The sequence below is a fragment of the Haladaptatus pallidirubidus genome (assembly GCF_020700235.1).
Taxonomy (GTDB): domain Archaea; phylum Halobacteriota; class Halobacteria; order Halobacteriales; family Haladaptataceae; genus Haladaptatus; species Haladaptatus pallidirubidus.
This window is the reverse complement of sequence record NZ_CP085304.1, coordinates 206,309-231,521: the sequence shown is the minus strand read 5'-3', so window position 1 is coordinate 231,521 and position 25,213 is coordinate 206,309. Positions and strand designations below refer to the sequence as shown.

At 49.2% G+C, this 25,213-nt stretch carries 26 protein-coding genes and 1 pseudogene; 16 read left to right on the top strand and 11 right to left on the bottom strand.

The features are described from left to right. Nucleotides 1-13: 13 nt before the first annotated feature. From LIX15_RS26620 to gmd, 6 genes are all read right to left on the bottom strand, one after another. The gene (locus LIX15_RS26620) at nucleotides 14-859 is read right to left on the bottom strand and encodes a mechanosensitive ion channel family protein (protein ID WP_227777903.1); all 846 of its coding nucleotides are present in this window, start codon (nucleotides 857-859) and stop codon (nucleotides 14-16) included. Nucleotides 860-940: 81 nt separating this feature from the next. Continuing rightward, on the bottom strand, nucleotides 941-1,534 hold the full coding sequence (locus LIX15_RS26615) for a YihY/virulence factor BrkB family protein (RefSeq protein WP_227777902.1): 594 nt from the start codon (nucleotides 1,532-1,534) through the stop codon (nucleotides 941-943). A 443-nt stretch (nucleotides 1,535-1,977) separates the two neighbouring features. After that, entirely contained in the window at nucleotides 1,978-2,145 is a 168-nt protein-coding gene (locus LIX15_RS26610; RefSeq protein WP_227777901.1) for a DUF1931 domain-containing protein, read from the bottom strand. Between the two features lie 396 nt (nucleotides 2,146-2,541). Continuing rightward, a complete protein-coding gene (locus LIX15_RS26605; protein ID WP_227777900.1) occupies nucleotides 2,542-3,804 on the bottom strand; it encodes a DegT/DnrJ/EryC1/StrS family aminotransferase in 1,263 nt (420 codons plus the stop codon). After that, a complete protein-coding gene (locus LIX15_RS26600; RefSeq protein WP_227777899.1) occupies nucleotides 3,797-4,711 on the bottom strand; it encodes an NAD-dependent epimerase/dehydratase family protein in 915 nt (304 codons plus the stop codon). Before LIX15_RS26600 ends, LIX15_RS26605 begins: the two co-directional genes overlap by 8 nt. Beyond that, nucleotides 4,704-5,672 carry a GDP-mannose 4,6-dehydratase gene (gene gmd, locus LIX15_RS26595; RefSeq protein WP_227777898.1) on the bottom strand — a complete coding sequence of 323 codons (969 nt, stop codon included), beginning with the start codon at nucleotides 5,670-5,672 and terminating at the stop codon, nucleotides 4,704-4,706. Before gmd ends, LIX15_RS26600 begins: the two co-directional genes overlap by 8 nt. Nucleotides 5,673-6,096: 424 nt before the next feature. Between gmd and LIX15_RS26590 the strand changes: the two genes are divergently transcribed. The 4 genes from LIX15_RS26590 (at nucleotide 6,097) to LIX15_RS26575 (ending at nucleotide 10,198) form a co-directional block, all read left to right on the top strand. Then, nucleotides 6,097-6,870 (top strand): glycosyltransferase family 2 protein, encoded by a 774-nt coding sequence (locus LIX15_RS26590; RefSeq protein WP_227777897.1) that lies wholly within the window; start codon nucleotides 6,097-6,099, stop codon nucleotides 6,868-6,870. A 125-nt stretch (nucleotides 6,871-6,995) separates the two neighbouring features. Further along, nucleotides 6,996-7,499 (top strand): GtrA family protein, encoded by a 504-nt coding sequence (locus LIX15_RS26585; RefSeq protein WP_227777896.1) that lies wholly within the window; start codon nucleotides 6,996-6,998, stop codon nucleotides 7,497-7,499. Nucleotides 7,500-7,730: 231 nt separating this feature from the next. Continuing rightward, nucleotides 7,731-9,461 carry a glycosyltransferase family 39 protein gene (locus LIX15_RS26580; protein WP_227777895.1) on the top strand — a complete coding sequence of 577 codons (1,731 nt, stop codon included), beginning with the start codon at nucleotides 7,731-7,733 and terminating at the stop codon, nucleotides 9,459-9,461. Nucleotides 9,462-9,865: 404 nt separating this feature from the next. Next, nucleotides 9,866-10,198: an RDD family protein gene (locus tag LIX15_RS26575; RefSeq protein ID WP_227778099.1), complete on the top strand. Its 333-nt coding sequence runs from the start codon at nucleotides 9,866-9,868 to the stop codon at nucleotides 10,196-10,198. A 135-nt stretch (nucleotides 10,199-10,333) separates the two neighbouring features. On the opposite strand, the gene LIX15_RS26570 is transcribed toward LIX15_RS26575, so the two are convergent. Beyond that, entirely contained in the window at nucleotides 10,334-11,776 is a 1,443-nt protein-coding gene (locus LIX15_RS26570; RefSeq protein ID WP_227777894.1) for an AlbA family DNA-binding domain-containing protein, read from the bottom strand. 215 nt (nucleotides 11,777-11,991) lie between these two features. Between LIX15_RS26570 and LIX15_RS26565 the strand changes: the two genes are divergently transcribed. Further along, nucleotides 11,992-12,768, top strand: coding sequence for a hypothetical protein (locus LIX15_RS26565; RefSeq protein ID WP_227777893.1), 777 nt, complete (start codon nucleotides 11,992-11,994; stop codon nucleotides 12,766-12,768). Between the two features lie 249 nt (nucleotides 12,769-13,017). Here the strand turns inward: LIX15_RS26565 and LIX15_RS26560 are convergent, their stop codons facing one another. Continuing rightward, on the bottom strand, nucleotides 13,018-13,251 hold the full coding sequence (locus LIX15_RS26560) for a hypothetical protein (RefSeq protein WP_425556809.1): 234 nt from the start codon (nucleotides 13,249-13,251) through the stop codon (nucleotides 13,018-13,020). 244 nt (nucleotides 13,252-13,495) lie between these two features. Between LIX15_RS26560 and LIX15_RS26555 the strand changes: the two genes are divergently transcribed. From LIX15_RS26555 to LIX15_RS33465, 9 genes are all read left to right on the top strand, one after another. Continuing rightward, a complete protein-coding gene (locus tag LIX15_RS26555; RefSeq protein ID WP_227777892.1) occupies nucleotides 13,496-13,993 on the top strand; it encodes a hypothetical protein in 498 nt (165 codons plus the stop codon). 56 nt (nucleotides 13,994-14,049) lie between these two features. Beyond that, the gene (locus LIX15_RS26550; RefSeq protein WP_227777891.1) at nucleotides 14,050-14,430 is read left to right on the top strand and encodes a hypothetical protein; all 381 of its coding nucleotides are present in this window, start codon (nucleotides 14,050-14,052) and stop codon (nucleotides 14,428-14,430) included. After that, complete coding sequence (locus LIX15_RS26545) at nucleotides 14,427-14,753, top strand: hypothetical protein (RefSeq protein ID WP_227777890.1); 327 nt, start codon at nucleotides 14,427-14,429, stop codon at nucleotides 14,751-14,753. The genes LIX15_RS26550 and LIX15_RS26545 overlap by 4 nt, the downstream gene beginning before the upstream one ends. Before the next feature lie 2 nt (nucleotides 14,754-14,755). Next, the gene (locus LIX15_RS26540) at nucleotides 14,756-15,163 is read left to right on the top strand and encodes a hypothetical protein (RefSeq protein ID WP_227777889.1); all 408 of its coding nucleotides are present in this window, start codon (nucleotides 14,756-14,758) and stop codon (nucleotides 15,161-15,163) included. Then, on the top strand, nucleotides 15,156-15,953 hold the full coding sequence (locus LIX15_RS26535) for a hypothetical protein (RefSeq protein ID WP_227777888.1): 798 nt from the start codon (nucleotides 15,156-15,158) through the stop codon (nucleotides 15,951-15,953). Before LIX15_RS26540 ends, LIX15_RS26535 begins: the two co-directional genes overlap by 8 nt. Nucleotides 15,954-16,486: 533 nt before the next feature. Next, nucleotides 16,487-18,238 carry a right-handed parallel beta-helix repeat-containing protein gene (locus LIX15_RS26530; RefSeq protein WP_227777887.1) on the top strand — a complete coding sequence of 584 codons (1,752 nt, stop codon included), beginning with the start codon at nucleotides 16,487-16,489 and terminating at the stop codon, nucleotides 18,236-18,238. Between the two features lie 484 nt (nucleotides 18,239-18,722). Further along, a complete protein-coding gene (locus LIX15_RS26525; RefSeq protein ID WP_227777886.1) occupies nucleotides 18,723-19,238 on the top strand; it encodes a cation:proton antiporter regulatory subunit in 516 nt (171 codons plus the stop codon). A 2-nt stretch (nucleotides 19,239-19,240) separates the two neighbouring features. After that, nucleotides 19,241-20,458: a cation:proton antiporter gene (locus LIX15_RS26520; protein WP_227777885.1), complete on the top strand. Its 1,218-nt coding sequence runs from the start codon at nucleotides 19,241-19,243 to the stop codon at nucleotides 20,456-20,458. 108 nt (nucleotides 20,459-20,566) lie between these two features. Continuing rightward, nucleotides 20,567-20,710 (top strand): zinc ribbon domain-containing protein, encoded by a 144-nt coding sequence (locus tag LIX15_RS33465; protein WP_227777884.1) that lies wholly within the window; start codon nucleotides 20,567-20,569, stop codon nucleotides 20,708-20,710. A gap of 64 nt (nucleotides 20,711-20,774) precedes the next feature. On the opposite strand, the gene LIX15_RS26510 is transcribed toward LIX15_RS33465, so the two are convergent. Further along, nucleotides 20,775-21,797: a lysylphosphatidylglycerol synthase transmembrane domain-containing protein gene (locus LIX15_RS26510; protein ID WP_227777883.1), complete on the bottom strand. Its 1,023-nt coding sequence runs from the start codon at nucleotides 21,795-21,797 to the stop codon at nucleotides 20,775-20,777. Nucleotides 21,798-22,050: 253 nt separating this feature from the next. Here LIX15_RS26510 and LIX15_RS26505 point away from each other — a divergent pair, with 253 nt between their 5' ends. After that, nucleotides 22,051-22,353 (top strand): hypothetical protein, encoded by a 303-nt coding sequence (locus tag LIX15_RS26505; RefSeq protein WP_227777882.1) that lies wholly within the window; start codon nucleotides 22,051-22,053, stop codon nucleotides 22,351-22,353. A gap of 470 nt (nucleotides 22,354-22,823) precedes the next feature. After that, nucleotides 22,824-23,636, top strand: a pseudogene (locus tag LIX15_RS26500) (IS5 family transposase). Between the two features lie 303 nt (nucleotides 23,637-23,939). On the opposite strand, the gene LIX15_RS26495 reads toward LIX15_RS26500, so the two are convergent. Together LIX15_RS26495 and LIX15_RS26490 are read right to left on the bottom strand one after the other, a co-directional pair. After that, nucleotides 23,940-24,284 (bottom strand): L-rhamnose mutarotase, encoded by a 345-nt coding sequence (locus LIX15_RS26495; RefSeq protein ID WP_227777881.1) that lies wholly within the window; start codon nucleotides 24,282-24,284, stop codon nucleotides 23,940-23,942. A gap of 59 nt (nucleotides 24,285-24,343) precedes the next feature. Further along, nucleotides 24,344-25,213: an amidohydrolase family protein gene (locus LIX15_RS26490; protein WP_227777880.1), complete on the bottom strand. Its 870-nt coding sequence runs from the start codon at nucleotides 25,211-25,213 to the stop codon at nucleotides 24,344-24,346.

Here is a 25,213-nt window from a genome sequence, read left to right as displayed (position 1 = left end):
AGGTCGTATCAAGTTACTCCGAGATCTCAACCGATCCTTCGAGCGTTCGGACTGGATACGGCATATCGATTGCCTCGGCATCAAGCCGCTCTTTCACTGCCTGCACTAATTCTGACCGAATTCGCGTAAAGTCTCCTCGTCCCGGTTCACCAATCCAGAACCGAGTTTGTAGGCCGACATACGAATCAGCGAGTTCGGTCACCCGAATATCGGGTGCTGGGTCTGCAAGAATTTCATCGTGCTGTCGTGCCTCGTCGAGAATCACAGCCTTTGCATGGTCAATATCGTCATCGTAGCCGATTCCAAAGACGAATTTTTGCCGAAGCTTATCATAGGCAACCGGATTCTTCACCGCATCATTCGCCAAATCACCATTTGGAACCGTAATTCGCTCATTATCGAACGTTCGCACTCGAGTCACACGTAGGTCGATATCCTCGACCTTTCCCTCGCCGTCACTCCATTCGATCCAATCCCCAATCGTGAATGGCCTGTCTTTGAGGAGAAAGATTCCAGCAACAAAATTGCCAAGCAATTCCTGTGCGGCAAAGCCGATAGCGAGAACGATAGCACCAGCAAACACACCAAATGCGGCAATGACACCACCAAAGCCGGCGACCGTAAACGCAAGGGCAATGGCAAGGACCCAAACGAGAACCCCAGCCACATTCTCGGCGAGGCTCCGAACAGCTGGGTCATGTCCTTGCTCTTTTAGCACTCGGCTAATCAATGGAATGAGGACGCTCCGCCCGATCAAGTACACGACAACGAGTGTTACGAGGAACAGTGCAGCGGGAATGACATAATTGCTGACGATTGACGAAGTTGAGAGTGTGTTACTTGCCTGCAGTGGAATCATCGAACCATTCTCCAGGACAAAATTCAGTACCATAATTCGAATCGAAAATCGAAGAGCCATCTAATGAACGCTTTGCCCACATTATTCTCCATTCTCGTCGCTGCCTTCGTTCCACCGCACTTGAATTTCGTATTGCTTGCCATCGTCCGTTTTCAAGACTTCCTCAATCAGCTCGACTGTAGCAGGTCGATCCGTAATCGAATTCAAGAAAGACTCTTCAGTTGGCACTTCTATCGCTTCCATTCGCTCATAGCGTCCGAACACTCGTTGGCGAAAGCGGCGAAAATACCGAGCAGCTTCATCGTAGGTTAGTGACCGCTGTCGTGTTTCTTCCTGTTTATCTGCTGTTTCCGTTCGGTGTGAAAGGACGGCATTCAGCACTGCCCCAATGAGCAATACCAACCCACTGAAATAGAGCCACGTGACCAAAAGAAGTACTGCACCAAGCACACCCGAGGCACTTGAGCCAACCACTTGCACATAGATTTGAAACAGGCCCTGGAGTGCTGTCCATCCCACTGCCGCAAATACTGTCCCAGGAAGAACCCCACGTGGAGTGGTTTCGACACTAGGAAAGAGATAATACATCGGGAAAAATGAAATGACGAGTGCTACAACCAACACAATTGGGTTGAGGAGTTCGATGAAGGGAACCGCAGAAAAGAAGGCAAGCACAGAGCCTGCAGGAAACGTCGCCTGCGAAGTACGGCCTTTTGAAAGCGTACCACGAGAGTGTCCGAGAAGCGCTCGAAGTCTGCTCGCGGAACTATCCCTCTACCAAACAACTGAGTGAAAATCTTCCCGATTCCAGCCTGACACCGCAAATGCTGGGGAATCTGCTAGCGTTACTCGTGCAGTTTGAGATCATAGAGGTATTCAGTGAACGCAATAATAGCAACCGCTACGACCTCACCCACTATGATCGCAAGCGAATGGACATTCTCAGTCATATTCTTCAGCGAGTGTCCGCAAGTTCGTAGTAAGCAACAAGATTCGCAAGAAGAAGCCCGAGGCTCGTCGGATGATTTGGATTCGACCAGAGTAGCGGTCAGTCCCTAGAGAACAGAGTTCTGTGTAGCGACAAAAACAGGTTGATGCTACAGTGAAGCGGTGAACCGTTACAAATCGCGCGGTTGGACGGTTTTGCGATCGTTTTCTTCAGCCCGGCGGGCGGCATTGTCGAGGACTGAAGCGACTTCGTCATCGAGTGCATCATAGAAGTCACTCGCCACATTCTGTCCTTCAAGCTGTTCTTTCACTGCCGCTTTGACAATCAAATCAGCCATACAAGCGCCCAGACGGGATAATACTACAAAAGACCAGTGGCGGAATAGTTGAAAAAGGACTATTAAGTTTGAGAGATTGGAGAAGGTATTGGCGTCCGATTGAGATATTACCGCCCTCCGTAATGGTGCTACCACTTTGATTCCCGGCCTGATAAGCACCAACCGTTGAGGCGACCCTGAATAGGGCAACAAGGGTTGGTAAAATGACCACTGCCCGTCAGCTTGTTGGCGCGGTTCCAGTAGTCATTCTTGAATCTGATTAGGTAATTCAAGCAATGCAAGTATCTGCCGACGACTCAGATCACTAATATCGACTGGTCTATATTTTTATTTTATTGTTATCCTGTAGTAATCGACGAAAGCTGCAATTTGAGAAAGGAGATTGCCTTGACAGTGTCATGTAGTATTTTCAACGAAGGTTGTAATCGTCTCGACAATATAGTTCAATCTCTGTTGATCCAGTGCGTGATGGTTGCCGATGAAGAGCCCATCAAAGTGGAGATGACGAGACCCTGCTAGGTCACCATGAATTCGGTGAGGAATTTGGTTCATCACAGGTTGGCGAGTTAGGTCACCTGCAAGGATAGGTCGGGTTTCGATGAGGTTATCTTCGAGATAGTCCTGAAGATCGTTCCGACTGAATGGGGCGGGCTCTTTGATGAGCAGCGGATAAGCAAACCAGGAACAACGTGTCCCATTTCGTTCGTTGAGCAGGTCGAAGTACCTATCATGCTGTTCTAGTTGTTCGTTTAGGTACGACGCGTTTTCGCGGCGCTTTTCGACGAACGGTTCTAGTTTTTCGAGTTGATGGATGCCGAATGCACCTTGGATTTCCGTCGGGCGGAGATTATAGCCCTGCGCCGCAAACAGGAATCGCTCGTCGATTTCAGAGTGTTCTGCCGAGAACGACTGATCTTCGATGTCCCGAACCCACCCGTGAGCACGAGCCATTCGCGTTCTGTCTCGGTATTCAGGCTGGTTCGTTACGATCATCCCACCTTCAATTGTCGAGATATGATGTGAGAAAAAGAAACTAAACGTCCCCATATCACCAAACGTACCAACTTTTTGCCCTCGGTACTCGGCCCCGTGAGCCTCACAACAGTCCTCCATGATCGCTAGGTCGTGATCGTCGACCAGTTCGAGTATAGGGTTCATCTCACAGGGATTGCCGAGCAGGTGGACCGGAACAATACCCGCTGTTTTTTCGGTTATTGCCTCGTTCAGGCTCTCTACATCGATTGTGTATGTTTCCGGGTCGACGTCGACCAACACCGGTTTTGCGCCGATATCGAGGATAGGAAACAGGCTAGTCGACCATGAAACCGCTGGGACGATAATCTCGTCATCCGAGTCGATGTGATCTTGCGCAAGTGCTTTCATCGCCAAAAGGTTAGCTGAAGATCCAGAATTAACCATCGTAGCATGATTTACACCGACGTAATCGGCCCACTCACGTTCAAACTGCTCAACCTTATCTCCCATCGTAACCCATGTCGAAAGGAGCGATTCGATGGCCTCTACGACCTCTTCGCTGCCAAATGTGGGGCGGCTTAATCGAATTGGTGTTTGACCCGGTGTAAATTCCTCTTGTTGCTGTTGAAAGTGATTTTCGACTTCCGTTCGAATTCGCTCTAATCGTTCGTCTAAGTTACTCATAATGCACTTGTTTGATCGTTTGCTTTAATCCTGATTCGAGATTAACCGTCGGCTGCCAACCCAAGTTCTTGAGTCGTGAGCAATCCGAAACCATCCGTGGAATTTCGACTTTTTTATCACGTTTATCGCTCGATTTAACCTCAGCGTCACTGTCCATCAGTTCCTGAATGTATTCGACAACTTTCCGTACTGTTACCTCCTGCTCACTACCCACATTGTACACGTCCATAGTCGCTTGATTACTATCGATGATGGTTCGAATTGCTGATGCAACATCTCGTACGTGAACAAAATCTCTCGTCGGCGAAAGATTTCCAAGCTCAAGCACACTTACACCCTCCTGGAGTTGCGAGATGACCTCTGGTATCAGGTTGTCTGATTGTTGCCCAGCACCATACGTTGTGAACGGACGTATGACAGAAATGTCAAGCTCGTACGCATTGGACGTCGCTTTAGCGATTTGTTCACCCATGAGCTTGCTTGCCGCATAGGGATGGAGCGCATCAACTGGATGTGTTTCGGAAATCGGCAGCTGTTCGGGGATACCGTAGACTGCTGCACTACTTATGTACACGACCACGTCGACGTTTCCTTCGCGCGAGCGCTCAAAGATGTTCACCGTTCCGGTCGTATTGACATCGTATGTCTGCTTGGGATTTCTGAGAGATTCATCGACTGAAACGATTCCCGCAAGATGGACGACTATGTCGTAGGAGTCGAACGCAGGCAGTGTCTCGAGCCGGGTTATATCACCGCTAACGGTTTCAGCCGTTGTAATTTCCGGGTAGTCGGGAAGCGACGAAGAGTGGGTCAATGCTGTGATTGAGTATCCCGCACTCTCTAGCTCTTTTAGTACGTGGCGCCCGATAAACCCCGATCCACCGGTAACGAGAACGGAATCACTCATTGGACTGTAAATCTGCGAGGTCTTTCTGTACCATCTCTCGAATCATTTCTTCGAACGAGATTTTCGGTTCCCACTTTAGCTTTTGTTTTGCACGAGACGGGTCTGCCTTGAGTGCATCCACTTCAGTCGCCCGGAAATATTTTTCGTCGATTGTGACAAATTCTTGCCAGTCAAGTCCCACTTCGTCGAACGCAATCCGGGCGCATTCGCGTACGGTATGGTGTTCGCCTGTACCAACCACATAATCGTCCGGGTCGTCCTGCTGAAGCATTAAGTGCATCGCTTTGACATAATCGCGGGCATGCCCCCAATCACGTTTGGCATCGAGATTCCCTAGACGGAGTTCGTCCTGCTTATCGAGAGCAATTCGGGCGGCAGCTCGCGTTATTTTACGAGTAACGAATTGTTTGCCTCGTCGTGGTGATTCATGATTAAATAGGATTCCATTAGTTGCATACATATCGTGCGCCTCTCGGTAATTTATTGTCATCCAATAGGCATAAAGTTTCGAAACGCCATACGGACTTCGTGGATAAAAGCGAGTGTCGATCGATTGACGTTCATCTGGCGCGTTGCCGAACATTTCGCTCGTTCCAGCTTGATAAAATCTAATATCTGGGTTATATCTTCGTATTGCCTCAAGCATCCGAGTCGTCCCTAATCCGGTGACGTCCGCGGTGGTGATTGGTTGCGTAAAACTTTCCGGGACAAATGAAAGCGCGCCAAGGTGATATACTTCGTCCGGATCTGCCGTCTCAATTGCACGGTCAAGCGATGTCTGATCCGTCAAATCACCCGTAATTATATGAATATTGTCGGAAACATGTTCTATTCGATCTTCGTTTGACGTGCTAGTCCAACGTGCTAAACCGTATACTTCGTAGTTTTCGTTCAAAAGATGTTCTGCCAAATAGCTACCATCCTGTCCTGTTATCCCTGTAATCAACGCTCGGTTGCCCATCACGCTCTACGTCGTTGGGATGCCATAAAATCACTTGGGCAAAAAAGATAATTGGTCCTGAAACGAATTCCTCAGAATCACCGTGTCTACGGACGCTACCGCCACGCATAGAATACGTAGTCTCGTACCGTTTCGTCTTCGCCCTCAATAGATATGGCTGGCAGTGATCGCCACTCGTAATCGGTTATTCAATCAATGAACGTGGCTTGAAGGTATGACAGATACGTCCAAGCGGTTTCCGTGCCATTATTGCCTCACACGTTCTCCGTACCGAGGCCCACTTTGCATTTTCGGCGAGAACGTATAAGTGACAAGCCGCTATATGCTAAGAGTAGAAATGACTGGAACGGTAGTCCAGTGATCCGATTACTACTGTTCAAAATACCATGATCATTAGACAGATATTATTGGAATAACTGTTAACATGATGAAAATAAGCCTCATCACCCCTGCTTTCAAAGAAGAAGGTAACGTCCAAAGATTAGTCTCCAGAGTAACAGATGTCTTTGAAAACAACGATTCATCACGTAACTTCGAACTGATTATCGTCGTCAACGATGACGATCCGAGCAACACACCGTCGCTCGCTGCCGATTTGTCGAATAAAAATCCCACCATAACGTCGGTTCATAGAAATGAAAATCCCGGCTTCGGCAACGCAATAAAAGCAGGATTAGACGCTGCAACCGGCGATATACTCATTCCACTGATGTGTGACTTTTCAGATGATCCACAGGATGCGCTTCGTCTCGCCGAAGCGATCGAAGCTGGCAACGATATCGCTTATGGATCACGGTTCGCACAGGCTAGTTCAGTCAACGATTATCCCCCCATAAAATTGCTGCTGAATAGGGCGTTCAATCACACAACCAAAATTGCATTTGGGGTTGAAACAAATGATATTACAAATATATTCAGCGCCTACCATTCGAATATTATAGAGAACATAGGTGTGAATTCCCTTAAATCAGAAAGCTTTGATATTACGGTTGAACTCCCTATCCGCGCTCATATGGAGGCTCAAACGTACACTGAAGTGCCTGTTTCCTTCAATGGGAGAGACGTAGGAGAAAGTAATTTCCAAATCGGGCGTGAAGGACCATTGTTCGCTAAGCGTCTCGCCCAACTTTTCTGGCAGTACAGACTGCCACTGGATGGGTCAGTCAAATCGGCAGAAGCCACCAAAAAAAGAATGTGAATATGTAGATATCGATACGAAATCATCTAACTGAATATAGTATGATTCGATTTAAGAGCTATCGTTACAACCGCAAAGGGTTACACCTCCATACATCACTGGCGTATTCCATGGATGAATAGCAAATGAGTCGCCGCTCTCGCTTCTCCGAGCATATCGAAGCCGTCATTTCAATCGTCCATTTTGGGCAGTTCCTCTCTGTCGGGGCTGTCGGAACTGTCTGTGATAATATCGTTTTACTGCTTCTCTCGGAAACGGGCATCGCAGCAGCACTCGCCGCTACTCTCAAGATTTCAGACTCTTCCCTCATAGTCGCGAAAATTGTGAGCATTGAGACTGCAATTGTTGTGATGTTCTTACTAAATGAGCATTGGACGTTCGGGGACGAGGGTGCAGCGGGTACTAGCGCTCTCTTTCACCGGCTGGGTAAGTCCCATATCGTGCGTACCGGCGGTGTTGCTGTACAACTGATCGTTTTCACGACCGTATATCGCGTTTTCAACGTAACCCTTTCTCTCATGGGTATTGACCTCTGGTTGCTGATCGCGAACGGGTGTGGCATTGTGATCGGCATGATTATAAACTACATTTCTGAATCCCTCTTTACTTGGCGGATTCAAGACACTTAGTAACCGAAGATATAGCTTGTCTATATAGAATATCACAAGTGGTTCGAGCACAGAGATATGGATTAAATGGGTCATTCACGCGGATCAAAAGAGGAACCCAAAACTCAACGAAAACACGCCGTAAAGATCTTGACGGGCGGACACCGACTCGCAAGCCAATTTGTGACGCCAACACTTCATGAGAACACCCGAAGTATCATTCGAGAAGATTCAACCCAATTGGTACACTGAATGAAGAAACGATGGACTATCTCGGTTGGCGTCGCTTTCATAGCCGTCCTCGCGCATATCGAGACGATCGGTTACTGGTTCGTGACGTCGGATATCCTCGCGCTCACGGTCTCAAGCCGTGCGGCTACCATTAACGGCGTCATAGATATCTTCACGCAACCGCTGATGGCTGGAACCTCATTCACTAATAACGCACTGTTCTACCGGCCACTCATGAGTCTCTCGTACACGCTCGACTACGCGCTTTGGGGGCTCGACCCAACCGGCTACCACCTCACCAATCTCGTCCTTCATAGCGTCGCGGTGGCTCTCTCCGTTCTCGTTGTGAATGCGATCACTGACTTGGAAACCGGTTCTCTCGCTGGACTGTTAGTGGCGGCGCATCCGTTGACAGCGGAGGTCGTTCCCGCCGCCTCACGTCGCGATAGCGTACTCATGAGTGTCTTCCTCCTGACGGCACTCTTCATGCTCGTTCGCGGGCGCCAACGTGATTCCCGATGGCTACATGTCGGGTCCGTCGCAGCATACGCATTTGCGCTCCTCTCGAAGGAGCTCTCCATCCTATTTCTGGGACTCGCCTTCATGTGGGTCGTCTTCGGCGAGTTGGATGTCGAGGACTCAACCAGTCAGAACATCGTTCTCACCGTTTGGACAGCTCTTCGCTACCTCATTCCGTTCATCCTCGTTTCCGTCGCGTACGTCGGCGTCCGAGTCGCCGTCCTCGGTGGACTTGGGGGATACGACCAGACCCGTCCGTTAACGCTGGACACGGTCTTCGAGATCGTGACAAAGTACGTCATGTCGATTGCGTATCCGCAGGACATCATTTCCGCACTGATCGGGGTCGTTGGGCTGGATCCGCTACGTATACTCGGGGGGCTGCTCGGCGTGTTCGCGCTCGTCATGTTCGGCCTTGCTATCAGACGACCCCATCACATGGGCGCACTCGCACTCGCGACCGTCGCCGGTGGCATCGGCAGTCTCCCGTTCGTCGCCAATCTCCTCAACCGATTCGGCGTCAAGATCGTTCTTGACTACTATACTCCTCAACCGATGGCACTCGGCGGTCTATTCGTCGTAAGTCTCGCTGTAGGAGCGCTCATTGCCCTCCTCGCATTCAGTCAACGGCGGTTCGCGGGTACTGATTGGCAACCGTTTGCGTTCTTTGCAATCTGGTTCATCTCCCCCATCCCACTGTTCCTCCTAAGCGGTGCGTACACTGTCCGTAACGGATACTTCTTTCTCATTCCCGCAATGGGACTCGTCGCACTCATGCTGACGACCGCGATTCGATCCATCGACTTGGACGCTCGAGAACTAGATGCAAGTGTGGCGTTAACGGTTATCGCGGCAGTGTTCGTCCTCTCGCTGTCGGTGACCTCGCCGCTCGTGCACGAATACGACGGTTGGCACACTTCGGGTGAGACGAACCGAGCGACGCTCACTGCCCTCAAGGATGCGCGCGTCGATGCTCCCAACAACGCCACAGTGCAGATCTCGAAAATGCCGGCAAACGTCCGCACGCACAGGCAGGCGTTCCCGCAGGTACATTCCCTTTCCTACGCTCAAAAATTCACCGTCGAATCGTGGCTTCGGTTACACGACAGCGACAGCCGAGTGACGGTTCGCATCTCCAAATTCTTCATGCTTCCACGGACGCCGACCGGAGCGACGGCTGCGACCAAACGAAAGAACGGAACGACACGGGTTGACATACGCTACACATATTGATAGCAGGCACTGTCTAGATACGGAAAGCCAAGCGACAGCGATACGATTGATGAGATTTTCGCACTGTTCGTAAGCGACTGAATCTTGATAATGAGATCGGCTGCACCTTGAGACGACCAGAATCGACTGCTTCACCGAAACCCTAGTCATGATGAGATGAAGTGGTTGGTTAGCCACACACGTCAGAGACGTTGAAACGCCACTCCACCACTGAATCTCTTAACTAGACAGTGCCTGATAGCATAGCTTTTCATCTGTCGACCATTTCGTCTCCACGGTAGCCACGTAGATTACTGATGACGATTCATAGTCTTCATTCATATCTCAATGTTGCATTCGTGGTCGGCTTTTTCGGTGGGCTACTCGGGATCAATGGTACAGGATGATTCGGAGTTCTACTCGGTATACTGGTTGCCCTCGTCTACTGGTTGTTGATTGAAGGGTTCTGGGATGGATATACTATTGGCAAGAGATTATTCGGTATCCGTGTTGTCCAAGAGAACGGGACTCCGTGCACGCTCGGCTCCTCAGTTGTTCGCAACCTTCTTGAAATCATTGATGGGTTATTTTACTACCTTATTGGGTTCATCTCGATGGCGATGACCGACAAGCGCCAACGCCTCGGCGATCGTGTTGCCGGAACAGTCGTTGTTCGTGAAACCTCGGTTAGTACTACAAGCAGCACGACACCCGTTGGGACACCAACTGAGCCTGAGTCACCAGCACGTTCACAGTGAATAGTTCCTCGATTTCGAAATCTTTGGACAGGTACATGCTTCTCAGAATCTCCTATCAGTCTATTCGAACAATCATTTATGGGTAGATCCCGAGTTTCAGAACCAATGACTTCCAGAGAAGCCCTATGTATGAGGCTATTCTCGTTGTTGTCTACACCAACCAGATACAAAGACAGTATTCACTAAGAGATTTTTCGAAAACATAGAGAGGGTATCGAACTTTACCGCCCTTTCCTCATCCTCAGAGTAGCCTCCAGAGATTGAAAGAGGCATACGATTGATCCCATCTAGCGGATTCAATAGGTACTCTGGAATATTGACTTTGACCTGGTTTTGAAGTTCGTCTTTCCGATGATAGAAAGGGTTGTCAATAGCCATATACTCTGACGCGTCAGGATGAGAGCTAATATTGATGATTTCGGGGTTCCCGAGATATTGTGATTCTCCAGCTACGGTAAGCATCTGTAAACCTCGACGTTGTTCATACACCTCGGGGTGCTTACCTAGTTCTGTAAAAAACGATTGGTAACCACGATCGTCAAATGGGATATCGGTGAAGACAAACCCGCACTTTGTTCTCGAAAATTGTTCACCTTGCCACCGAGTTTCAATCCAAAAAATGCCTGCAGAACAATCCACATAGGCAACCGCAATGGGCCGTGGGTCACTAGGAGCACTAGAAACTGGTTCTTTTTCATGCGACGATTCTAACACCTCTATTGTATCGTCGATGTTTTTCAAATCTTCAACGAACCAACGATGGCCACGGCCTATCACTTGACGGTCTCCCAATTTAATCGCGTAACCTAATCGTGAAGGGAACAGGCTTGTTCCGGTGGTTTGTTCCAGCACATCAAATATCTCCGATATTTCCTCAGCTGATGACGCGTGAACTCGCTCCTCTACGTGATAAAGAACAGACTTACCGAAGTCATGAGAGAGCCCTGGCTCTCCAAAGACAAACATTGAGGGCCCTTCCGATGTCGTGATCAGCCAATTTGGTGGAGACGGAAGAGAGGGTACATCTTCTTGTGAATCGATGTCAATTGTAACGTTGACGCGATGTTCGATTTCGGAGGAGAACAAGCTATAGTCCTCACGTTCACGAGCTTGGAAGAATGAGAGCATCTGGTCACTAGTCATTTCATCCATACCATCTCCAACACGGATCCATGGAACGAAATCCCCATTCTCTTTGAATTGAACAGGCTTCTCTCGGGCTTTGTTCACATCAATACGAAGGATCCGTTTTCCTGAATACTCGATAAAGTTCACATCTACTAGATCGGAAACAGGAGGTGTTGTGTATTCGAGTGTTGAGTGGGTGAGATGTTGTACAACCTCGGAATCAACCGAGAAACCCTGAATGAGAATACTATCGTCCGACTCATTTCTCACCCCGATAATTACCGTTCCCCCGTTCTGGTTGGCCATCGCTGAGAGTACCTTTACAAGCTTCTTTCGACCATTGGAACTCTTGACGATCTCCTTTGATTTGAAATCCAATTCCTCCGATTCGACTCCTGGCTCCGAAGCAAACTGTTCTACGAGGCGTTTCGTTTCTTGTTCAAGACGCATTTTACTGCTGAATTGATATCCAATTCATAAGAGGATATCCCAGTGCGAATGGTTGTCGCTCCTATAGTAGTCAAACTTAGTTGATTCGTTCAGTAGATAAGGCTCAATAAATCTGTGAGATAGATGTGATTGCAGCTAGTTTGAGAGACATTTCAACATTGGTTAGAATAGTCAAGAAGACTCAAGATACCTGAACACTCAGATGTTGACATTCGATGTCAGACTACAATTTAGGTGACTTCTTTAACGAAGATGAACTCGATCACAGAAAATTAGAAGAGATTATCGAATCCGATGAGAGAACACGTGAGGAGCTCGTTAGTGCTAGTTTAGATTCTGAAGGCTCAAGGATTTTCAACGAAATCCGATCGCTCTATAGTACGCTGAATATGGTAAATACAAATTTTACTTTACTAACCAAGAAGCGGGATGAGTTTGTAGCACATGACGCGACATTCTGGATGAAAAAGTCAGACGAAGAGATGCAGGACTTTTTCAGGGAATACCTGAGACGTCTCCACAATTATACAGCCTCTGTGCATACACTTATTTCACATACCTATACTTTTCTAGATAGACACGAAGACGACAAGCCTGGACTAAAATCTGGATATTTCGAGGAAATCAGGTCAAGAGATCTTCAGACGAAAGTCAATCTTCTAAAACAGATTCGACACTACACTCAGAAGAACTGGATCCCTCCATTGTCAGCAAATATCTCTACAAGTATGAAGGGGGACAAAGATGGTGAACTAGAGCTCTTTCTTGATAAAGAAGAAATGTTGGAGTGGAATGGTTGGGATTCAGATGTCCAAATATTTCTTGAATCACTCGATGAAGAGATTGTTATTACAAAATTAGCTGAAGACTACCAGAAAGAGATGAATGACTTTTATGACTGGTTTCGGACATTCATTTTGAGTATTTTTTACGACGAAATCTTGGAGTTCTTCACTGCAAGTCTAATTTTGCAGAAAAAGCGAACAAGATAGGAGCAATCCGTTGCCACCGACGATAAGTCAAAAAGAGCATCCGATTTCAGTTTTTGTAGATATCTGTTTGACACACCACGCACGCCAATTCTTTCTTCAATTTTTTCATCGACAGATCATATCTCCCAGAGGAAAGCATCGGAACAACGGCTTACGTCCACTACTACAATATAATGTCAAATGTCATAATTGGTATGGTAGGTATTGCAATAGGAGTTGGTTACGTAATGGTCGAGATGCTTCCCGACTTTATACGTCATTTTGATTTTCGCAGACCACCTCTCGAAGTTCATCAAGCAATTCTGGGTCGTGTTCTTCAAGTACTTCAATATCTTTTTCCAGTTTTTCAATGCGATTTCTGAGGAATGAGCGTGTTTTATACCGATACGAGTCTGACGCGTCTCCAGCGATAGCATTGCGTTCGGGTTCTGTGAGAAGTCCCCGTCCTTCGGACATATGTGACTTTTTAGTGGAGTTGTTCATACTTCATTCGGTAATATGTTGTCCTATCTCTTTGTCTTTCCCAATACAGTAAGCCTTACCATATTTGGTAAGAATTAAGTGGCCAAATTACGTAGTAATAGCTGAGGAGCGCGGATTACCTTCGCAGAAAGGCCGGTGATAGGACACCGACCGCGCTTCGTTTGGGACGAAGCATGACTAGCAATACCCTTTCCGTAGAAAAACGCATCGACTACCAACCACCCGTTTTCGGAGGACAGGACTAATGGCGTCCTTCGACGAGAAACCCAACGGCGGGCTCCTCTCACTCGAAGCCCAATTCGGCACAAAAACCTTCCATCCCGTCAAGTGCCTCAAACCCACACCCGAAACCGCCGTCCAAGACCCCGACCAACCCACTCCCGAAATCACCGACGAGGCAATCACCCGCGCGTACCTCGTCGAACTCCGCGTGGGCTTTCAAACCCGAACCAAGACCACCAGCCAAGAGCCCTTCCTCTACTGCATCTACGCGACGCCAGACTGCCAGCGATTTTTCGAACGTCGCCTCCCGATCAACTACGACGAGGACGGATTCCAGATTCCCGAGGATACCGACACCTACCGCTCGGTCGTCACCACCAAAACGGGCAACTCGAACCTCCCTTCGACACCACCGGGCGAAACCCACGCAGAAACCCGCACGCACTACCAACGCATCCTCGAGCGGTGCTACGGGATCGACGCCACCACTCACACCACCACAACCGAGGTGCGCGCGTAGATGTCCCCCACAGAACGCCCTTCCCAGAGAGCGACAGCCATCGGCGGTGATGGGCGATGACCCGCACGTCCACCTCGATCACCCCCGAGGAGATCGAGAACACATTCGAACGCTGTCCGGACTGTGGAACCTACGCGGTGCAGATCACCGACTCCCATTACTGTACCACCCGGTTCACAAGCAATCTCAGTGACGCCGAACGCGATCAGCGCATCGCTGCCGACCCGTATCCTGCCGATGAGACGGTCGCTATCGTCGATCAATTTGTCGGCGACGCCTTCGCCTATCACGAACTCGATGCGGACAACGACCCACACTGTACGCTGCAGACCGACAATCCACTCGCCTATTGCACTCGTAAAGAGGCACAAGACGACCAATACGCACCTTGCCAACTCTGTCAACGACTTCGCGAAAAACGGGAGGCAGACCAATGACCGACCAGGAAACGGTCCTCGCATTGGCGTGTGCAGATCCGATCCAGATCCACACCCAAAAGCGCACGCTCACGGGCGTCATCTACCAATGTGAGCACTGCGAGCCCGAACTCACCTGCCGAGGGCCAGAGCCCGGCGAGCACGTGCTATACGTTGCGACACCGACTCACTACCTGTATCGTCTGCTGTTCGCCTACTACGACGAGATCGAGCACACCGAAGCCACACTCGAACACTACGATCTCTCGCCAAATGGTCGATACACCTGGCTTCGGACGGATGCCCGTGTTGAGTGCATCACCAACCCCACGGGAGGTGAGTAGGCGTGAGTACCGACCAGCATTCGATCATTCCGAAGCCACTGAATCCACGCGATGCCGACACACTCGTCCAACAGCTCTCACCCGGTGATCGCGTTCGCATTACGACGACTGACCTCCCACGGACGATTCTCACGGTGCAAGAGACACACCCCGTAACAAGTCGCGCACCACAGCTTGTCCTGACGGCTCCGCCACTCACCACGACTTCACAGGACGAGATCCAACAAGCCACCTACCACTGCACGGCCAGCCGCTCCAATTCACCGATGACTGTTCTCGAGTACACCCACACCGCTACTGACACGACTACTCGTTGTATCGGTTCGCTCACCACCATCGCGCACTTCCCTCGGCTCTCCACGCCAGCAGACGCCACTATGGCCAAAACGGAGGTGCCCGTCAATGAGTAACACCACCACTTCCGGAGCTTCCAGTGCGCTCGAAAATGTCTCAGTCACCGACCTCGCCAAGCACGTCCAATCGCTTACCGACCGTGTTGATGACCTCGAAGCAGAAGTCGCCGAGAAAGACGAGCGAATCGACGAGCTTGAACAGCGAGTCGATGAGCTCGAAGACTATCGCACGGAAGCGACGAAAGCACATGGTCAAGACCGACAAAAGCTCAGTCGTCTCGAAGACACGACCGAGTCACTAGAAGCGGACGTCGACGACCTCACCGACGTAGAGGAGAAGAATGCACGAGTTCGGGCGTCGGTCTCGCGTATAATCAATCTCGTGCGTGATTACGAGACAGAGGAGAGTGTTGATGAAGATTCGCCGAACCTCGTCGCAGAAGCCTCGAATGCAGGTCGGCAACTCTTCGAGACGGTGCAACGCTCAGAACAGAATACCGAGCTCGTCAATTTCCGCGAGAAACGTGCCGAGAGTCAGCAGGTCGAAGATAAGTACCTTGACGTCCTCGAGCACGCGAAGAACGTCGCCAAGACGAACGACGTAATGGTCGCACGATTAGGCTATCGCGAAGTCGCGACTCATTATGGCTGTGCGTACAAGAACGACGGTTATCGGGTGATGGAGGAGATGGCCGAACGGGTGCCCGGCGTGACCTACAAGACATCACGGACGTTGTCGGTTGACGATGCGATGGGTGTCGGTGGCCACCATATTGAGATCACGTTCGCCCATCCCGACCTCGCCGGGTGGATGCGAGCCCACGAAGCCAACGCGGGAGGGATCTAACCACAAAAGAGCGGATTATAACGTTGTAATCACGGGGGTTCGCAGAATCCCCTCTCGGACCACGCCACCACAAGAGATTCACACCGCTTTGCTGGTGAGACATGGTGGGAACGGTTGTACGGCTACGGTGGAGTGTGTCTATTTCTGCGTCTATTTCTGCGAAACAGAGGGGGTCGCGTTCGCGATCCCCCTCTATTACAACGGTATAATCGAGCATACCGAGAACTCTGATAATATTCTCTGAGAGGTGGGCGTCAGGAAACTCCGTTTTAGAAGAGGATACTGTCGTATGAGGCCGTTGCAACGCCACCTATTACCCGATCACAATGAGGACAAACGACGAGCCCTGACGACCCTCTTTTGCTTTCACTTGTCTGAAGAAATCTGACGTCGTCATCAGTCATGGTTGTGTTCTCACATTCGAGGCAACAAGCACTATCGATAGCAGTAATTTTCAAATCATATCAAATGATTTTGAACATGAATACCATTTGGGCAAAGGAATTACAGTACTTACCTTACTCAATTTTTGTATGGACACGTTTCCACGCCGCGAACTGCTTGGACTCTTTGCGGCGTCAATGGGAACCCTCTCAGGCTGCAAATTTGTGAGCCAAAATTCATCACCAAATATGAAACCATCCAAAACACAGTCGTCAAACCAACGAACCGATACCGAGATCATTACCACACGAACACAGCTCGAAACAGCGTTTGATGAGCTTACGCCGGGAGACACGATTGAAATTAGCGATAAAAACGCACCATATCGGACGACAAAGTGGCTTGATATAGACGTTGATGGCGTCACTGTCGTTGGCCCTGGTGTTCAAAACCTCATTAAACCCGCTAACGGTGCGAATGTAGGAGGAATTCGTATCGGTCATCACAGTCGTTGTCACGAGATCGACATCCGCGGTATCGGTTATTATGGGAATCCAAGTGGACAAAAGAAAAGCGCTAATCGACTCCATGGAATTAGCATTCGGAACGCGACGAATGTGACTATCGAGCGGAATCAAATTCGGAAAACACATCCCAAAAAGCATGGTAACGGTGGGAGCGGGATCAGCGTCACGCCAAAATGTTCAGACATCCGAATCTCTAATAATCAAATCCACGATTTTGGTGATCGAGGCATCCAACTCGGTGGCAAACGGCTCACAGTATTTGGAAACGTCGTCACTCGAGGATTAGACCGACCGATTGCATGTGATCTCTGGTATCCCGGCTCGAACAACAGTACGGCCCAAAGTGTCTCGATTTTCGGCAATCTCCTCGGAAACAGTGCAGAGGGCAGTCTTATCGGGGTTGCGCGAAATACACCACTCAAAACGAATAAAGGGTACGTGAATATCTTCGGTAATGTTGGGTTTGGATCGCACAAATCATTTTGCCATATTCGTGGGCCAGAAAAACTTCAGAATATTAGCGTTCAAAACAACGTGAGTACGCAGAAATCTGACGGTCTCAAAACGGAGAAAACAAAGCAGTTTGCCGGTATTGCCGTGGATGTTGCCAAAGGCGAGAATTTGGCAATTAAAAACAATGAATTGTACAGCTACAGTGGACACGGAATCCATATCAAGAGTGAAATTTCGGATCTTGCCATTCAAAACAATAGTATTTTTTCAGCCGGTCTTGTTGGGGTTCGACTGGTGGATGGAACCTGCGGATTGGTCGATAATAATCTCATCACGGGAACCACTAAAACAGGAATTCAGTTGAAGAATACGTCTAACATTGTCATAAGAGGAAACTATCTTCGGAAGATAGGAACGGTTGGTATCAAATCAAGCGGTTCGAAATCAGCGACAGACAACGACATTACGTCAAACTATATACTCTGTACAAAGGATAACTCCAAGAAGACATATCCGGCAATCAAAATTGACGACACTGAAAATCGAGTACGTGGAAACACAATTCGGCAAAATGAGACCGTGGCGATCGTAGAAAGCACCAATGCTGGTAACAATATCTACGAAAACAACTTGGCTGATGGAGATAACCCATGGGAAATCACAAGTCCGACATCAATAGTTCGAGATCATACCCCACCGGCAGGAACGTATCGGGAGCTATCGACAGGCTCGAACAGTAAGAAGCGTACAATCGAATTTGAGAGGCGATATGCACAACTGCCTCGGTTGACGTTTGGTCGCGGCAAGACTGCTATCGAGGATCTCTCCTACAGAACCGATGACGATGGGGACTTTACTGGAGTCGACATAACGGTTAGTGACGAAGACACAACCATCGATCTCTTCGTCGATGATCACTAATCATAGTAAAAACATTTTAGATTCGGATATCGGATGAGAAACAGTCGGTAAATGAGGGATTTATTGAGAAATGCGATACGAGTCGACTGCAGCCTTGATCTCACCGGCCTTTGGCCGCCCATGAGCAAGAGCTGGCGTGAGAACAGAGGTTTGGTATCGAAGTCTTGTTTTCGCTCCAGACTTCAAATTCGCCTCCGAAAGAATGGCAAGCACCATCCCTCCCATCAAATATTCAATCGAGTCATTTACTCGCCGTGAGTGGATTCCATCGACTGACCGTAGGATGGTCTCATGTGCTTTCTCTTTCTCGATATCAAGATAGACCGTTTGAAAGCTCACAAGTGTACTAGTTTATCGTACTCCCACTTGAAATACGCGTCCGGGCCGAAAGTGAAGTAATTATTGGAATTTGTATTCTTTTTCTCGATATTTTTGATAGGCTTCAAAACTGAGGTTTATCTGTCCTGGGAGAATAAGACCGCATATGACGGTCTATGAAGCAGATGTTCCTGGAGTAGGGAAGAAATACGAAATAGATACGAATGATGAAACCCGACTAGTTATTTTGATTCATCATGATGGACGGCGTGAAGTATATCATCGCGTGAGTGAGGATGCAGACAGTGAAAAATTGTTCTCACTGACTGGAGAACAAGCCCGAAAAGTGGGGTCGATCCTCGAAGGGGCGTACTTTCAACCTGTTGAGATAGATGACGCAACTGTTCCACTTGGCGATGCATTAATTGAGTGGCTCGATGTGTCTCCAACTTCTACTGTTGTTGGCAAAACGCTGCGATCATTAGATCTCCGGAGTCGGACGGGTGCCTCCGTTATTGCAATCCAACGTGGGGAAAAAACCGTTCCAAACCCAAGCCCGGAAGAGACGATCCAAGCAGACGATATTTTAGTGACGATTGGAACACGTGATGAACACGCATCTCTCTCTGCACTGATTACTGCCGACGAGTCGAGCGAAAACAAGGAGAATCAAGATCACTAATAATGGCTGATCTGCTTCTTATCGAGATCGGAATTGCTCTGACAGCAATCGCCGTTGCCGGCGCATTCGCAAATCGAATCAGCCTCTCCGTTATTCCGGCGTATATTCTCGTTGGCATCCTTATTGGGCCACATGAACCTACATCAATTGCTGGAGTTTCGCTTCAACTTGTCGAAAATCGAGAAGTGATCAACCTACTGGCAGAACTTGGCATTGTCTTTCTTTTATTCTTCTTAGGGCTTGAGTTCAGCATAAATCAGCTTCTTAAGGCTCGAACCCGGATTGGGAAAATAGGGATTGTAGACTTCGTTATCAATTTTGGGCTTGGCCTCGCACTTGGAGCGATGTTTGGGTGGTCGCTGCTTGAAACCCTGTTTCTTGCGGGCATCATCTATATTTCCTCAAGTGCGGTTATCACGAAGTCGTTAATCGAGAATGGATGGATTGCAAATCCGGAGAGTGGCCCAATCTTAGGGACACTCGTGTTTGAGGACATCCTGATCGCGATCTATTTGGCTATTCTTTCCGCTATCGCTTTAGGAGAGGGTGACCTCGCGAGTGCTGCAGTTTCTATTGGGACAGCCTTCGTGTTTCTCGGGGTATTAACAGCTGTCGCGTGGTATGGAACAGGATTCGTCGAACAAGCATTTAACACGGATTCCGACGAACAGTTTCTCTTACGGGTGCTCGGTGTAACGATACTCATTGCTGGTGCTGCACTTGCAAGTGGGGTTAGTGAGGCTGTCGCTGCATTCTTTGTTGGAACGACGTTCAGCCAAACGGATCACTTAGAACGAGTCGAGCGAGTTGTCTCTCCAGCACGTGATCTCTTCGCAGCAATGTTCTTCTTATCAATTGGGCTAACCACAGATATCACGGTTCTTGCAGACGTCGTTGGACTACTGGTTGTTGCAATTGTCCTATCCGTTGTCGGGAAGATCATTAGTGGCACAATTTCTGGTCGAACCTACGGTCTGAGTCCGAAACGCTCGCTTCGAGTCGGCTTTGGGATGGTTCCCAGAGGTGAGTTCTCACTCGTTATCGCAGCACTTGCTGGTGGGGTAAGTGGTGTTGCATTCCAGTCTGTGATCCCTGCTTTCACTGTTGGCTATGTGTTATTTATGAGTATTATTGGCACCATCCTAATTCAGCATGCAGATCGATTTACAGAAGCCCTCAAACCATTTGTTAGCCGCTTGTCCATAGTGGATGAATCATGATCAAACCGTGAGTTTCACAACCGGTCCTGGTTGACCTAGAAACTGCATCTTGATTTGGTTGCGTAGCTCGCCAGAAGACATACAATCCATGCTTTGCTACCTGCCCAAATGGGTAAATTCGCGAATCTGTGGAAGTCACTTCGAACCAATTCGCTGATCTTCTCGAATGTAGAGTTTGAGTGTCCAGGGTGTGGTGAGACAATAAAAGAGCAACAAGAGTCATGTCCTCATTGTGGACGACAGCTACTGTGAAAGGTCAGCAATACTAGTTCTGCCTACTATTCCACACTAATATTCTGACATTTTGTTATGGTAGTTAGCTAACTCGCTTGGCTGTTACTGCTGCGAGTACGCCACCACCAATCATCGTTGGAACCCAATACACGAGACCACGGAAGATGAGAACTGCTGCAACAACAATTGCAGACTCAATACTGGTGACTGAAACAAGCAGACCGACAAGCACTGATTCAATTCCGCCAGCACCACCTGGGAGTGGAGTTACGCCAGCAATCGCACTAATCGGAATGGCAAACAACACGACGGAAAAGGGAACAGTCGTTCCAATTGCGTAGAACGCTAGCCACAATGCACCTGCTTGAAATAGCCAACCAGCCCCAGAATATCCGAGTGCAAAAATGAGTTCTAACGGGTTCGTCGCAATCTGCTCAATCGTCCGAATAAAGTGATTAATCCGCTCTCTGATTGCTTCGCGACCAGGGGCAGAAACCCGCGGAACAACGCTAGCAATTCGATGGGAAAGACCAGCAAGTCCGGAGGAGAGATACTGTTCGACGACTCTACGAGACCTCCAGAGATAATAACCACCGCCAAAAACAATAATTCCAAGCCCTCCAAGAAGGATCGCAGCGAGTTTCATATGAGAGGTAAGGGTGAGTACGGTTGCATAGTAGCCAATCCCGATCACTGCGAAGAAGAATGAAGGGACAAAATTGAGGGTGTCGACGCTTGCAATCGCCGCTAATCCAGTCTCATATTTCGTTTTTGACGTTCGTGAGATTAGATAGGCAGTAATCGGCTCACCGCCTGCCTGACCGAACGGCGTCACGTTATTTGAGAAGGTTGCACCTGAAAAGAGGAGGAACGATCGGGGGATTGTAATTGGAACATCTAGTACCTGTAGAACGGTTCGAAGTGACAGACTCCATGCGAATAGCCAACCGATTGTTGTTGCTAATGCGAGCACAAGGATCGTTCGTTCTGCCTGCTGTAATGCGGTAATAACAGGTTCGATGTCGACAAACCAAAATAATAGTCCAAATACAGGAACAGTAAGAAGAAATCCAATAAATGTCCGCCAAATAAGAGACCGATCCATACGAATGATAGAGCGAAGGATCCCTATTACCCTTTTGGCACCTATTCTACTCTGTACTGCATGTTACTATTGTGAACGTTATACTAAGGTCATCCGCAAATAGACCTACTAAAACTGAACAGAATATTTTTATAATAGTTTTATAGAGTGTTTATTTGAATCCTAATCCGTTCAAACGATTCACAAACGATCTGACGGTCGCTTCAGTTTGTAACGCTTGGTTGTTTTCCCAAAACAACGACCGTAGTGTAGTGTGAGTAAATCACTGAATTGTAAAGTCAAATTTGGCAATGATATGAGTGACAATAGGAACAAAACGGACGCAGCGAACGAAGTACGTCAATCTAGAGCCAGTGAAGATACCTCACCACTTACTTCTGTCTCTCGTGGCGCTGGCCTCTTCCTTGCTGGAAAGGGGATCGACCTTTCACTCGTCACTTCCCAGCTTGACCTGATTCCTCACCATCTGCTGGCCGTCATGGGCTTTCCTCTCGGCACGCAATTCGCTTTTATTTTTGGTTTCCGATCTGAAAGATTGGGACTTCTACGGGGGTAATTGACCGGAATTAGCCGGATAGTGACTGCATTGCACCAACCTCACAGCTCGTTCCACGAGTCACGCAGTGTTTCGCGAGGATTTTGCATCAGATTCTCAATCGACTGCTTGACCACTGCTTTGGGACTCCGAGCGAACGTCACAAAGAACGGGATGATACTGTATTTCAGCGACTGTGCTGTCTTGATAAGTAACCATCCAAGGGCGCTTACCAATAGAACGGACATAAGCACCAAAAGCGGGGGCTCGAGTATCCCTTGAACGAGACTATGCGTAGTCAGTAAGTCGCCGATGTGAATCAAGGCTACCAGAATAGACGCGCCGACACCAGTTTCATCAAGCCGTTTGCACGCATGTCCTAACGCCCCGGTTCAAACCGCCCTTCGATGTCATCCTTTGCTCCGTTGAACGGACCTTCCCTCTGCGGATTTTATCGCTGATTTCAGGGGATTTGGATGCCGTCTGGCGATATGGGTCGTCTCAGGAATCTCGCACAGACGTTTCAATATTTCGCCACGAACCATGTAGAGGAGCCAGACGTACCCGTCATCGCCTAAGGGCGACGACGGGTACGCTGAACCGACGAAGATCGCACTCCTCCTGCTCAAAGAGATGATCGACAAACCGCTTCGGAAGCTCGAAGACTATCTCAACGAGATGCCCGGGATCCTCAACGTCTTTGACCTTGAAGAATCACCGGATTACACGTCGTTCAGCAAGTGGGACGGCGAGTTTTCCGATGCAGACGTTGCGCCGCCTGCTCCGCGGATCTGCGGAGCAGGCGGGGTTTTCGGGAACAGCCTCGATCGACGCAAGCGGGTTCCAGCGTGATCAGTCGAGTTCACACTACCGGAATCGTGCGAGCTACTCGTTCACCGCCATGAAAACGACGCTCTTAGTCGATACGGAGTCACTCGCAATTATGGACGCCCATTTCACAACGAAGAAAGCCTATGACGGGCATATTGGGCTGCAGGTCTTCCGGCGGCCGGAGACCTGCAGGCACTCTTGGCCGACAAAATGTACTCGTGGACCGACCTCAGGGAGTCCTTCGCGCGGCGTCGACGCGGCCAGTGATCAAACACTGTGAGCAAAATGCTCTCAAGAAGGCACACAATGCCCGAATTAATGACGATGTCTACAACCAACGGTCGATGTGTGAAACAGTGTTTACGATGCTGAAAGACGACGGCGACGAACTTCGCTCCCGGAGCTGGCACGGCCAGTTCCGGGAAATCACGCGGAAGTGCATCGTGCATAACTTCTCCCAGGCGGCGAGTTAGGGCTCGCCGCCTGCGCTCCTTCTCTGGGTGTATCGCTCAGAGACATCGCTGTCGTCTGCATTGAACTTCACGCACAATACCATGAAGGTGGATGTTTGCGCAACGAGAACGTCGGATGCTGCTGTATCATCCGATCTCAGAATGCAGGGAAAAAGTGTAGCTACCGGCGGAAAATTGAATATCATTCTACTGACAATGTCGATTTCTGGCGTTCAACACGACAAAATGCATTGTTAGTGGTTGTATCTCAAGACTGCCTATGATAATGTCATTCGTATAACTGGTGTTAAACCTTGTTACCCGTCACGGTTCGTCATCCGAGAATGTCCAAATGCAATCCATAAATGGGATGGGTTCGTCTTCGTCGTCGACATCAACCCCTTCGTGCTTGAACTGGGCGACGTAGCGTTCCCATTCCTCGACAGCCTCGTCATCGTCGACTGTCGCTATGTATTCATCGATATCTCGTGCCTCGAGGATGCAAACGGCCAGGTCACCCCGAACATACAATTCAAATTCGGTCACGCCTCCTCGCTCCATCGCGTCGGTGACTCCGTTGGGAACATCGTTATGCGCCTCGAGATATTCCTCACGATGCTCGGGATCGATTTGTTGAACATATACCGTACGCTCCGTGTCACCAGACATACCTCGTAGAATGCCTGGTATCATAAAGAAGATTCCGCCGAATATGGTTCTGTGTTCGATCAGGTTCTCGTGATGCGTTCAAAGGATCGGTGTGTCAAAAACGAAAAATCCCGGGCAGAGAGGAAGGGTACCTCTTCAACCCACGACAGGCATTCCTCGTAGCTGGCCCAGTCGTCCATCCAGGGGTAGTCTGAACCGAGCATGAGTCGTTCAGGGCCGAACCACTCAACGAGGTTGCGCACATAGTCATGGATGTCATCATAGGGCCAAGGTGTCTCCGCGGATCTGGGGAGAGAACTGATTTTAACCACCACGTTTTCGTGGTCAGCCAGTGCTTCGAAGTCGGTCCACGGAGTTTCATCGGGTGCTGTCGTCTCGTCAGGAAACGCTATATGGTCGATGACAATCGAAACGTCAGGGTAGTCTTCTGCCACCGTTTCGATCATCGATAATTGCTCGGCCTTTGGGAAGACGAACACAGACATGTCCAGTTGTGCTGCCTCGTTCCACACAACATCAAGGTCATCATCAAGGATCCAGTCGGCTGTTCGATCCTGGTTCGTGGGGAATTCGGCATATTTCATGCAGGCGTGCATCCGCACTCCAAGCATCCGTTCGTGGCCGACGACCCGGCGAAGATTCCCTCGGACTTGCTCAGGATCACCGAAAAAGTCCATGATCCCAACCCCCCACAACCGCTCAGGATAGGCTTCGATGGCACGCATCGTGTATTCGTTAGCCCGAAGACCCCGTCCATACAGTGGGGTGCTGACGATGACACTCTCCTCAACGCTTGCGGCGTCCATGTCCGCTACGAGATCGTGGGCAGTGTACGAACCGGTCCATCCAGGTGGAAGTATCGTAGCTTCCCAGGGTAGTTCGTTAGTATCCCGACCCCACGCGTGGGTGTGTGTATCCACTACCTTCAT